This is a genomic window from Melioribacteraceae bacterium, assembly GCA_019638015.1.
In the GTDB taxonomy this organism is placed as follows: Bacteria; Bacteroidota; Ignavibacteria; order Ignavibacteriales; family Melioribacteraceae; genus JAHBUP01.
This window is the reverse complement of the sequence record JAHBUP010000001.1, coordinates 592595-605065: the sequence shown is the minus strand read 5'-3', so window position 1 is coordinate 605065 and position 12471 is coordinate 592595. Positions and strand designations below refer to the sequence as shown.

Annotated in this window: 11 protein-coding genes; all 11 read left to right on the top strand. The window is 35.7% G+C overall.

What is annotated here, in order from left to right; translation table 11 throughout:
* Window positions 1-109 precede the first annotated feature (109 nt).
* The 11 genes from KF816_02485 to KF816_02435 all read left to right on the top strand — a co-directional run bounded on the left by KF816_02485 (window position 110) and on the right by KF816_02435 (window position 12426).
* Window positions 110-2260 carry an alpha-glucuronidase gene (locus KF816_02485; GenBank protein MBX3006873.1) on the top strand — a complete coding sequence of 717 codons (2151 nt, stop codon included), beginning with the start codon at window positions 110-112 and terminating at the stop codon, window positions 2258-2260.
* Window positions 2261-2358: 98 nt separating this feature from the next.
* Complete coding sequence (locus KF816_02480; GenBank protein ID MBX3006872.1) at window positions 2359-2799, top strand: SRPBCC domain-containing protein; 441 nt, start codon at window positions 2359-2361, stop codon at window positions 2797-2799.
* A 210-nt stretch (window positions 2800-3009) separates the two neighbouring features.
* A complete protein-coding gene (locus KF816_02475) occupies window positions 3010-5544 on the top strand; it encodes a glycoside hydrolase family 9 protein (protein ID MBX3006871.1) in 2535 nt (844 codons plus the stop codon).
* Window positions 5545-5702: 158 nt separating this feature from the next.
* On the top strand, window positions 5703-6164 hold the full coding sequence (locus KF816_02470; GenBank protein MBX3006870.1) for an EVE domain-containing protein: 462 nt from the start codon (window positions 5703-5705) through the stop codon (window positions 6162-6164).
* A gap of 108 nt (window positions 6165-6272) precedes the next feature.
* Entirely contained in the window at window positions 6273-6506 is a 234-nt protein-coding gene (locus tag KF816_02465) for a hypothetical protein (protein MBX3006869.1), read from the top strand.
* A 316-nt stretch (window positions 6507-6822) separates the two neighbouring features.
* Window positions 6823-7962 (top strand): cellulase family glycosylhydrolase, encoded by a 1140-nt coding sequence (locus KF816_02460; GenBank protein MBX3006868.1) that lies wholly within the window; start codon window positions 6823-6825, stop codon window positions 7960-7962.
* 149 nt (window positions 7963-8111) lie between these two features.
* On the top strand, window positions 8112-9674 hold the full coding sequence (locus KF816_02455) for a carboxylesterase/lipase family protein (protein ID MBX3006867.1): 1563 nt from the start codon (window positions 8112-8114) through the stop codon (window positions 9672-9674).
* 155 nt (window positions 9675-9829) lie between these two features.
* Window positions 9830-10273, top strand: coding sequence for a GNAT family N-acetyltransferase (locus KF816_02450; protein MBX3006866.1), 444 nt, complete (start codon window positions 9830-9832; stop codon window positions 10271-10273).
* 232 nt (window positions 10274-10505) lie between these two features.
* Entirely contained in the window at window positions 10506-10955 is a 450-nt protein-coding gene (locus KF816_02445) for a GNAT family N-acetyltransferase (GenBank protein ID MBX3006865.1), read from the top strand.
* Between the two features lie 127 nt (window positions 10956-11082).
* Entirely contained in the window at window positions 11083-11442 is a 360-nt protein-coding gene (locus KF816_02440; protein MBX3006864.1) for a DUF2200 domain-containing protein, read from the top strand.
* 111 nt (window positions 11443-11553) lie between these two features.
* The gene (locus tag KF816_02435) at window positions 11554-12426 is read left to right on the top strand and encodes a hypothetical protein (GenBank protein MBX3006863.1); all 873 of its coding nucleotides are present in this window, start codon (window positions 11554-11556) and stop codon (window positions 12424-12426) included.
* Window positions 12427-12471: the final 45 nt, after the last annotated feature.

The window sequence follows — 12471 nt, the reverse complement described above, 5'->3', positions numbered from 1 at the left end:
TATAACTCCCCCTGCAACTGAAATATGAAATAATTCAGATTCCTCCGTTTTTTTTACAAAGTAATTCTCATTTTATTATCTTAATAGTAAAATTAATCTGGATATTAAAATGAAAAGACTTTTTGTGCTTTTATTACTGACTATATTTTCTATCAATCATCTCTACGCTGAAGATGGTTATAGATTATGGCTACGTTACGAAAAGATATCCAATAAAAAGTTACTTAACAATTATACTAAATCTATATCCGGTTATTACTTTGAAGGCACTTCCCCAACTTTAATTGCCGCCAAAGAAGAATTAGTAGATGGTTTAACGGCCATGCTCGGTAAATCCCCCACTTCATTTAATAATATTCAATCAAATGCAATTATTGCGGCAAACTATAACAATTCAACAGTGTTAAAAGAATTAAATCTCAAATCTCAATTAACTGCTTTAGGAAATGAGGGGTTTCTAATTATTTCTTCAAAAATTAAAAATAAAGCAGCTACTGTAATTACAGCAAACAGCGATGTTGGTGTATTATATGGAGTATTTCATTTTTTAAAAATGATTCAGACAAATCAATCAGTTGCCAATATTAATTATTCTTCTTCTCCTAAAATTGATATAAGGTTATTAAACCATTGGGATAATTTAGACAGAACCGTAGAACGGGGTTATGCAGGATTTTCTATTTGGGATTGGCATAAATTACCCGATTATATTTATCCACAATATAAAGATTATGCCCGCGCAAACGCTTCGATAGGAATTAATGGTACTGTACTAACAAACGTTAATGCAAATTCATACGTGCTCAATAAATATTTTCTGGAAAAAGTTGCCGCATTAGCTAATATCTTCCGGCCATATGGAATAAAAGTATATTTAACCGCACGATTCAGTTCACCCATTGAACTTGGAGGTTTAAAAACTGCAGATCCTCTTGAAAAGGAAGTTCAGGATTGGTGGAATAAAAAAGTTGAAGAGATATATGAATTAATTCCAGATTTCGGTGGATTTTTGGTAAAAGCTAATTCAGAGGGACAACCCGGACCGCAAAATTATGGACGCAATCATGCTGAAGGCGCTAATATGCTTGCCGATGCTGTAAAACCATTTGGCGGTATTGTAATGTGGCGTGCGTTTGTTTATGATAATGAAACTCCCGAAGACCGAGCTAAGCAGGCTTATAATGAATTTAAACCGCTCGACGGAAAATTTAGAGATAATGTTTTAGTTCAGGTTAAAAATGGAGCAATTGATTTTCAGCCGAGGGAACCGTTTCATCCTATGTTTGGGGCAATGCCGCAAACTCCATTAATGATGGAATTTCAAATTACGCAGGAATATTTAGGACAGGCAACAAATCTGGTTTACCTTGCCCCAATGTATAAAGAATGCCTTGAAGCTGATACTTATTCAAAAGGTAAAGGCTCAACCGTAGCCAAAGTAATTGATGGTACTGTCGATAATCATACTTTAACTGGAATTGCAGGAGTAGCAAATACCGGGACCGATAGAAATTGGACCGGTCATTTATTCGGTCAATCCAATTGGTATGCTTTCGGAAGATTGGCCTGGGATCATAATATTTCTTCCGAGCAAATTGCTGATGAGTGGATTAAGATGACTTTCTCAAATGATGCAGATGTTGTTTCATCAATTAAAAATATTATGCTTCCCTCTCATGAATATTGTGTTAACTATATGACTCCACTCGGACTTCATCACATTATGGGATGGGATCATCATTACGGTCCGGCACCATGGATTAAAGATAAGCACCGCGCCGATTGGACTTCTGTATATTATCATAAAGCTGATGAGAATGGAATTGGTTTTAACCGCACCGCATCTGGTAGCAATGCTACTTCTCAATACGCAAAGGAAGTGAATGAATATTTTTCTTCACTAGAAAGTTGCCCGGAAGAAAATCTTCTCTGGTTTCATCATCTTTCATGGAATTATAAATTAAAGTCGGGTAATACATTGTGGAACGAATTAGTAAATAAATATTATTCTGGAGTTGAGGGAGTTCGCAACATGATGAATATTTGGAATTCTCTCGAAGCTAAAATTGATGTACAAAGATTTAATCATGTAAAAATGCTTTTGAATGTTCAAGAAAAAGAGGCGGTCTGGTGGAGGAACGCTTGTCTTCTCTATTTCCAAACATTTTCTAAAAAACCGATCCCTACAAATTTTGAGCAGCCGGATAAAACATTAGACTACTACATTAATCTTCACTTTAGATACGCGCCGGGCATTTGATTATTGTTTTGAATTATAAAAATGTCACAACGTAATTACTGCTTCCTCATTAATTATTCTGTAAAGCTTTTTATTAATAATGAAGAAAGGAATTTGAAATGGCTGTCGGAATTAAAGTAGAATTGAAAATGGATATATCGGCGAGTCCCACAAAAGTTTGGGATGCATTAGTAAATCCCGAAATTATTAAACAATACTTGTTTGGTACCAATACAATCACTGATTGGAAAATCGGGAGCCCCATTGTTTTTCAAGGAGTGTGGGATGGTACTGAGTATAAGGATAAAGGAACTATACTTGAATTTATCCCGGAGAAAAAACTTAAGTACGATTATTGGAGTTCTTTTTCACCACTTGAAGATAAGCCGGAAAATTATCAACAGATTACTTTTACGATCGAAGTTGGTGGAGACACAACAGTGTTGGCACTAATTCAAGAAAATATTACTGATGAAACAACAAGAGGACATTCCGAGAATAACTGGAAAATGATCCTTAATCAAATAAAACAAATAGTTGAAAGAAATGCGGGCAAATAAGAAGTTTGAGATACTCCTTTTAATCTAAAAAACCGGCTGTGAATTCTTTAGAAAGATTGTTGAAAAGTAGGTAAAATTCCCTAAATTTTATAATATTGTGTACGTAATACACTATTAATTTGCAGAGGACACGAAAAAAAAGATTACCTTCTTGAAAACTAAATCTGACATCAATAATAATATCAATTCAACAATAAAAATAAATAAAACATGAAAAGACTAACACTACTACCAGTTTTACTGCTACTATTAGCAGTATCCAACAATGCTTCAGCCCAGGTTTTAAAACTCAATAATCTTGAGTACTTCGAAACACAAGGTGTAAACGTGCTTGTGTACAATAACCTATTTACTGGGGGTTTTAATGATGAAAAGAATGCCGGTATTGAATTAATACATCATGGTGTAAGAACTGCACAGGGCGGTGCAGTGCGGCTTTCAAATACTCCCGAACAATGGGATCTTGTACCTGAAATATCAAACCGAAAAGTAGATCGTGCTGCGAATTCCATTGAATCTGTATTAAGGTACAAAGATTACGATTTCAATTCGCGTGTGGTTGTAACCGCAAAAGGTAAAGGGGTTGAGATTTCTGTTTACCTTGATAAGCCTGTTCCAAAAGCACTTGAAGGAAATGCTGGATTCAACTTTGAATTTCTACCCTCGCAATATTGGGGAAAAGTTTATTTGATGGATGGGAGGTACAACCGATTCTCTCGCTATGTAGTTGGGAATACAAGTGCCAGGCCGAACTCAGAAAAACCAAAACAGTTTAAGGGATATAAAACTTACGATGACAGGGGTACAGGTAAATATATAGATCCCCTTCCTCTCGAAACGGGTCGAACATTTCTCCTAGCACCAGATGATCCTTCACGTTTGGTAAAGATCACCTCACTTGATACCGATCTAATGTTATTTGATGGCCGAGTTCTTGCCCAAAATGGTTGGTTTGTAGTTCGAAGTATTCTCCCAGCAGGAAAAACTGGAAAGGTTCTAACATGGACAGTTGAACCAAACGCAATTGAAGGTTGGATAAGAGAGCCAAATATTGGTTTCTCTCAAGTTGGCTACCTTCCAACTCAACAAAAAGTCGCTGTTATTGAACTTGACAAAAAAGACAAACCACTTGAAGTTGCATCAATATATAAAATTGGTGACAGCGGCAATGCAACACAAGTATTCAGCGGGAAAATTGTGCCATGGGGCGACTATTTTAAGTACCACTATGTGAAATTTGATTTTAGTTCAGTTAAAGCTCCTGGTATATATTATATACAGTATGGCAACTTTAAAACAAATAACTTTTTAATAAATGATAACGTTTACGATAAAATCACAGACGCAACGAGCGATATATGGATTCCAATACATATGAATCATATGTTCGTAAGAGAGGCTTATAGAGTTTGGCACGGTGAACCCTTTAAGGAAGGTTATCTTCAAGCTCCCCCAAACACCGATCATTTCGACCTTCACTGGCAAGGCCCAACAACCGATACAAAGTATAAAGGTTTAGAACTTATCCCAGGATTAAACATTGGTGGTTTTTTTGATGCTGGTGATTTTGATATTGAGACCGGAGCAAATATTAACGTGGTTCAGAATTTTGTTCATACATGGGAATATTTCAAACCTTTACGCGATCAAACTTATATTAACCAGAAGCAACGGTATGTTGAACTTCACCGCCCGGATGGAACACCGGACATACTTCAATTTATAGAACATGGAACATTGAACTTGGTAGCTCAAGCAGAGATTATAGGACACATGTCCCAAACACTATCAAACTCTGTCCTCTATAATTACCATCATCTTGGTGATGCGGCTTCAATTACAGACGGACTTCCTTATAATCCTGAACTTGGTCCTTACGAAATAGCTCCTGACGGTCGCTCAAGCGGAGTTAAGGATGATATGTGGGCATTCACTAGCCGTAATCCAGGCCTCGATCTTAGAGCTGCAACAATGTTTGCGGCAGCCAGCCGAGCATTAAAAGGTTACAATGATGATCTTTCGGCCAGAGCATTGACTCAGTCAAAAAGACTTCTGCAAGAGGCAACAGAATTACTCAAGAATCAACAAGAGGACACAACTTCATTTTGGGGTGGTAGATCAGCAAATATTGGCACCTATCTTCAACTATATATCTCAACAGGTGAACAGCAATACATCGATAAATTCGAGGAACTTTTGTGGTCTGCACTTGATCGCAATGTCAATTTCAATCTATTAACCGCATTGAATGCCATTCCCCACATGGATGAGTCATTCAAGGAAAAACTACGGCCATATGTTTTAAAGTACAAGGAATACTTAGATGAACTTGATAAGGATAATCCTTATGGTGTACCTATTGGTCTTGGTAACTGGGCTGGCGGCGGAATCATATTAAACTTTGGCACCACTATAAATTTTGCGATTAAATATTTTCCAGAAATTATTGATGTAAGCCATGCTTTTAAAACCTCAAACTATTTCTTTGGATGTCACCCTTATCATAATTATTCTTTAGTAGCAACAGTGGGAGCTTCTCGTCCCAAAGAAGTTTTTTATGGAAATAACAGGGCCGACTTCTCATTCATTCCGGGAAATGTTGCGCCTGGTGTATTATTTAGAAAACCGGACCATTTTGAAAACTATGATGATTGGCCATTTTTATGGGGTCAAAACGAAGGAACAATTGGCGGGAATACCAGCTATTTAATTTTCGGAGCGGCTTTTAAGGATTTAATAAAATAATTTGTTTTTGTGTTAAACCAAATAATTTAATATAAACTAAACTATTCTTTCGGCATTATAACTATGAATTGGCTTTTGTCCAATTCATAGTTGCTTCTTCAGAAGATAGTTAGATTTGTTTTAACATTATCTATTAATACAACTTATACGAGATTAAAATGAAATATTGGTTAATGAAATCGGAGCCGAATGTATATTCGATTGATGATTTAGCTAAAGAGAAAAACAAAACTACATATTGGGACGGTGTGAGAAATTACCAGGCGAGAAATTTTTTACGCGATGAGATGAAAATTGGGGACCGGGTTATATTTTATCACAGTAATTCGGAACCGCCGGGAGCCGCTGGGATTTGTGAAGTAGTGAAGGAAGGTTATCCCGATTTTACAGCTTTCGATCCCGATGATCCTCACTACGACCCTAAAAGTAAAAAAGATAACCCCGCCTGGATTATGGTTGACGTAAAGTTGATTAAAAAGTTTTCCCGGCTAGTGCCAATTAATGAAATGAGGGAAAACAAGAAATTGGTAAATATGCAACTGCTACAGAGAGGAAACAGATTATCTGTAATGCCTTTAACCAAAACTGAGTTCGATACTATTGTGGGGAGGGGAGAATAGTGTAAATGGCTTCTGATATTTTCTATTCGCAATATCCATCTTTAGCAGTAATTCGTTGCGATACGATGGGAAGTAAAACTTGACATATTAATAAATAACAGAGATAGGTTGAGAATAGAAAAAATTGGCGAGAACAAGAAACAGTTTCTTGACTTATTGCTGTTGGCGGACGAGCAGGAAAATATGATTGACAGGTGTTTACCGGGTGGAGATTTATTTGCTTTATCTGACGATGATTTGAAAAGTGTTTGCGTTTTAGTGCCTATAAATAGCGAAACTTGTGAGTTGAAAAACATAGCTACATACGAAAAATATCAAGATAAGGGAATGGTAGAGCATTGATAAATTTTATTTCTGATTTCTAAAAAAACCATTACAAAACCATGCTTGTGGGACAGGCGAAACGCCGGCAATATTATCCTTATATGAAAGTTGTGGATTTAAAATTTCAGATCGGGTAAAGATTTTTTTTACCGACAATTACGATCACCCTATGTTCGATGGCGATATACAACTTGTTGATATGAATTATCTTAAAAAGGATTTATAGGAATAGCAGGAATGTATTACAAACAAAATAACAACACAGAACTAATAAGCCATCCCACTAGCGTTGTTATCTTTGAAAACAAAACATATAATTTAAACTGAGGTAAATATGAATATGAAGAAATTCTCATTATTGGTTTCTTTGATTGTGATATTTCTTTTGATTTCTAGCCAGGAAACTAAATGTCTGAATCCTTCCGGTTTCGAAATTAAACGGGGTGTTAATTTAAGTCATTGGCTATCTCAGGATTTTGGTTGGGCGCCAAAGTATACTTACATCAACAAAGATGATATAAGGTTTATTGACAGCATTGGATATGACCATGTGCGTATTCCTATAGATGAAAAGGAAATGTGGGATAGCAACGGCGTTCCGATTAAGGAAGCTTTTAAAAATCTTATTAACTGCCTCGACTGGTGCGCAGAATATAATCTTCGTGCAATTGTGGACCTTCATACTGTTAGGGCGCATCATTTCAATGCCGCCAACGACGGAACAACAAACACACTTTGGGTCGACTCGTTAGCTCAGAAAAACTTCATCAACCTATGGGTACAGTTATCAAATTTTCTTCATAAATATCCCAATAATATGGTTGCTTACGAAATATTAAATGAAGCAGTTGCCCCGGACCATGAAGACTGGAACAGATTGATGAATAAAACAGTTGCGGCAATCCGCAAGTTAGAGCCCGAAAGAGTATTGGTTATTGGCCCAAATATGTGGCAAATTGCTCCAAACCTAAAATATTTGAAACTGCCGGAAGGTGATAAAAATATTATACTCAGCTTTCATACCTATTCCCCATTGGCATTTACCCACTATAAAGCCGACTGGACACAAATAAAATATTACAAAGGTCCGGTGCGTTATCCGGGTCAAATTATTTCCAACGAAGATTATGAAAAATACATTGACACCACTAATTTGGTCTTGTTGGATCAAACCTCCGATGCGAGGGAAATTTTCAACAAACAGAGATTAATAGATGTATTTAAGGAAGGGGTGGAATTTGCGAAATCAAAAAACTTACAGCTATATTGTGGCGAGTTCGGTTGTCTGGCAACAGTAGATCGAAAAGATCGCTTAGCTTATTATTCCGATCTGATTTCCGCGCTTGAAGAAAATAATGTTGCTTGGTGTAATTGGGAATATAAAGGAGATTTTGGGATATACTTTTTTGATGCTGAAAAGAAAATATCACTCCAGCCTGATTTTGAATTTATAAAAATATTGCTGAATAATTAAAACATAGAATTGTTAATAATAATCATATTAGAATTGTTCTCGATGGATAACTTAACCTGATATCGATATATGTTGTAAAGAAGGGTTAGTAAAAAAATGAATTTTTGAAATTATTTTAATATTACTATAACTAAAACAAAGCTAATACTATGAAACTACTAACAAACATTATTATTCTTTATGTAATTGCTACCGGATTAAGCATTAACGCTTTTAACCTAGAGGCCAACCAAGAACAAAAACCCATTGTTAAAACTTCCAATGGAATTATTTCCGGCAGTAACGATAACGGTATATTTATTTTCAAGGGAATTCCTTATGCAAAAGCAGAAAGATTTATGCCTCCGCAGAATCCTGATGCATGGGACGGAGTTCGTGAATGCGATGAATTTGGACCGGTAGCCAGACAAATAGTACCCTGGTACCCTGATTCCGTACAAAACGAAAAAGAACTATTTAGTGTAAATGTATGGACACAAGGTATAATGGATGGTAAAAAACGTCCGGTTATGCTCTGGTTGCATGGCGGAGGATTTCACGTTGGCGCGAGTAACGATCCGATGACCTATGGTGAAGCTCTAGCAAAAAAGGGAGATATAGTATTTGTATCAGTAAATCACAGGTTAAACATTTTTGGTTTTCTTGATTTATCTGCATGTGGTGAAAAATATAAACAATCAGCAAATGTTGGTATGCTCGATATTGTGAAAGCCCTTGAATGGATTCAAAAAAATATTGAGAATTTTGGAGGCAACCCATCAGATGTAACAATTGTAGGGGAATCGGGGGGCGGTGGAAAAGTTGGAACATTAATGTGCATGCCGGCGGCAAAGGGTCTGTTTCACAAGGCAATTATTCAAAGCGGTACACTGCTCAATTCAATGACTAAAGAAAAATCGCAAGCACTGGGTTTAGCCGTACTTGAAAATTTAGGGATTTCACCAACTGATGTTGAAAAACTTAATACGATCGATTACAAGGATCTTGTTAAAGCTGGAAATGATGCAATAGCAAAAATTTCCGGTCCAAGAAAACCAGGATCGCCAACAATGTTTGGCTTTGCGCCTTCTGCGGATGGAGTTGTTTTGCTTCAGCAACCATTCAGTCCCGGCTTTGCTGATATTTCAAAAGATATTCCTCTTATGATGGGTTCCACGTTGAATGAAATGATGCCCACAGCTTATGGTGAAAAAGATTTGACAATCGAACAGGCTAAAGAACGGTTAGCAAAAGAATATGGTGATAAAACCGATCAATATATAAAGTTATTCGCAAAAGCTTATCCAGATTATACTCCGCAGGATCTTCTTTCTATTGATAAAGTTTTCAGACCATATACTATACGAACCGCTGATGCAAGGTCTGCAGAGACAACTGCCCCATTGTATGTTTATTTTTTAGCATGGAAAAGTCAGGTTGATAATGCGTCGAAAGGTTCTTTTCATGGTTTGGATATTCCTCTGGCATTCAACAATGTTGACTTGAGACCAGACTGGACTGGCAATACAGATGAAGCCTGGAGGTTAGCTGATAAAATGAGCTCCGCATGGATAAGTTTTATTAAAACAGGTAATCCAAATGTTAAGGGTGTTCTGCCAAAGTGGGAAACTTATAATGCGGAAAATGGTGCTACAATGTATTTTGATAATGAATGCAGAATAGTAAATAACCATGATAGAGAATTAATGAATTTCATGATACCTGTTAATTAATCGATATAATTATTATAATTTTAAAATTTCTGGCTAGTCTTAAATGTTTTGATAATAGTCTGCAAAACGGAGAATGCATAAATTTTTTAAGTTATAGAATTGACCTAAATAAATGTCAGAAGCTAACATCTTGAATTGGTAAATAAAGAGATATGGTGAAAATCGAGAAGATTGTTGAAAACAAAAAACAGTTCCTTGACTTATTATTATTGGCAGATGAGCAGGAAAATATGATTGACAAATATTTGCCAAGTGGTGATTTGTTTGCTTTATTTGATGATGATTTGAAGAGTGTTTGCGTTGTTGTGCCGATTAATGGAGAAACATGTGAGTTGAAAAACATTGCAACATACGAGAAGTATCAAGGGAAAGGATATGGTAGAGCGTTGATAAATTTTATTTCTGATTTCTACAAAAAAGAATATAAAACAATGCTCGTCGGGACTGGAGAGACGCCGGCAATCTTATCTTTTTATGAAAGTTGTGGATTTAGAGTTTCAGATCGGGTAAAGAATTTTTTTACCGACAATTACGACCACCCTATGTTCGATGGCGACATCCAGCTTGTTGATATGATTTATCTTAAAAAGGATTTATAGAAATTGTAGTAATTTTTACAAAGGAATTAAAACGCTGAATAAATAAGCAATACCGCTAACAATCGGTTATTAAAAATGAGGATTTTGAAGCGTTTCTTTTTGACTTGTTCGTCTTTTAGGATCGATAAGTCCACAGATAAAATTGCTTATTAACTTCAGCATCAAACGTTTTATAAAATTTGAGTAGAACACAAACATGTATTGACAAGAAAAATTATTAGGATACAGCAGCATGCAGATAATATCTGTCAGGGAAAATCCCGTATATAAAGACCAGGCAATCAAATACTTTCAGAGCAAATGGCAAAGTGTATTACCTAAAATTTATGAAGATTGCATAAGTCACAGTATAGGTTCTCTGAATCCGTTACCTCAATGGTACTTATTGGTAAAAGTAGAGGAAATTGTTGGTTGTGCCGGACTCATTACAAATGATTTTATCAGCCGGATGGATTTATACCCATGGATTTGTGCTATATACATTGAAGAAAACCAGAGAGGTAATAATTATGGTTCATTGCTAATTGATAAAGCAAAAATAGATGCTAAAGAAGGCGGATTTAAACATTTGTATTTATGCACGGATCATATTGGTTATTACGAAAAATATGGATTTGTATATGTTGGACAAGGTTACCACCCATGGGGCGAAGAATCAAGAATTTATGAATGTAAATTATGATCTGATTGAAACAGTTTATAGCATGCAGCATCGACTCAAGGGTTTGGTTGGTCTTTGAAAGAAAGCAGCCCCCAATAATTTAATATTTTTGGAAATCACAAATCCCCCATTATGGAAAGTAAGCATTATGAATCAAACACATGATGAGCGAATCGCAACAATGAGTTTCGCTTCGGTTTATCCTCATTATATCACAAAAGTAATGAAGAAAGGGAGAACCGAAGAAGAGTTGCATCAAGTAATTGAGTGGCTTACCGGTTTTGACAACAAGAAACTGCAAACCCTCATCGCAAAAAATGTAACTTTCGAGGAATTCTTTAAAAGTGCCAAATTAAACCCAAACGCTAAACTTATTACCGGTGTTATTTGTGGGTACCGTGTTGAAGAAATCGAGAATCCCTTGACCCAAAAAGTCAGGTATTTAGATAAGCTGGTTGATGAGTTGGCTAAAGGGAGAAAGATGGAGAAGATTTTACGGAACTCATGAGAATTGGGATATAACCTTTAAGCAGACTTAAAAAGTAGTAATTCGTTCAAATAATTATTAATTAGCACGCATAGCTATTACAAAACAATTGTTTTTGTGAAAGGAACAATTATGAAAATATTATTCGGGATTATGTTATTAATATTGATAAATCTGAATATTTCTTTTGCGCAAGAAGGTAATTGCAAGTCGTTGATACTAGATTATAGAGATTTTGTTGAAACCGATAGTACCAAATGGAATTTGACATTATTAAAAGATGAGAAAATAATATTGCTGTACTATGGCGTAACACATTCAAAAGATCCACTGCATTTGCAGTTTGTTGAAATTGAAAGAGCATGGAACAGCGCAAAGTTTGATATTGCACTATTCGAAGGACCAAATAGAGGTATTCAATCTACTAAAGAGGAAACAATTGAGAAGTTGGGGGAATCCGGGTTTTTAAGATTTTTGGCTTCAAGGGATAGTGTGGAAGTACAATCACTCGAGCCAAATCCAATTCTTGAATTGAAATATCTCAAAGAGTATTTCCCGATAGATAAAATAAAACTTTTCTATTTGCTGAGAGAAGCGCAGAGGGTGAGAGTAAGTTTTAATTGGGATGAATCACAAATTAAGAATCATATTGAAACTGTATTATCGAAAGCCAACGCTTTGCCTGAACTAAATGAAGCGGTATCGACTTTACAGGAAATTGAACAATTATTTGTTGAATATTGGGGTAATGAAATTAAATGGTGGGAAGCTCCATCAAATTGGTTTGATCCGCTGCAGCAATCGGAAAAAACCGGCGGGATTTTTACTAATGATATTAACAGATATTCAAGTAATTATAGAAACCTACACATGTATGAATTGATTACCAATAATTTAAAAAGTAATAAAAGAATCATCGCAGTTGTTGGTAGAAATCATGTTCCCATGCAATCTAAAGCTCTTGAATGTGAATGGATGAAATTGAACACATCACATAGAAATTGAAAATTGAGTTATAAAATCATTATGATAAAACCAAATTAATAACCA

Coding starts and splice junctions, on each gene's coding strand:
- KF816_02485 (MBX3006873.1), top strand. CDS start 110: ATGAAAAGACTTTTTGTGCTTTTATTACTGACTATATTTTCTATCAAT.
- KF816_02480 (MBX3006872.1), top strand. CDS start 2,359: ATGGCTGTCGGAATTAAAGTAGAATTGAAAATGGATATATCGGCGAGT.
- KF816_02475 (MBX3006871.1), top strand. CDS start 3,010: ATGAAAAGACTAACACTACTACCAGTTTTACTGCTACTATTAGCAGTA.
- KF816_02470 (MBX3006870.1), top strand. CDS start 5,703: ATGAAATATTGGTTAATGAAATCGGAGCCGAATGTATATTCGATTGAT.
- KF816_02460 (MBX3006868.1), top strand. CDS start 6,823: ATGAATATGAAGAAATTCTCATTATTGGTTTCTTTGATTGTGATATTT.
- KF816_02455 (MBX3006867.1), top strand. CDS start 8,112: ATGAAACTACTAACAAACATTATTATTCTTTATGTAATTGCTACCGGA.
- KF816_02445 (MBX3006865.1), top strand. CDS start 10,506: ATGCAGATAATATCTGTCAGGGAAAATCCCGTATATAAAGACCAGGCA.
- KF816_02440 (MBX3006864.1), top strand. CDS start 11,083: ATGAATCAAACACATGATGAGCGAATCGCAACAATGAGTTTCGCTTCG.
- KF816_02435 (MBX3006863.1), top strand. CDS start 11,554: ATGAAAATATTATTCGGGATTATGTTATTAATATTGATAAATCTGAAT.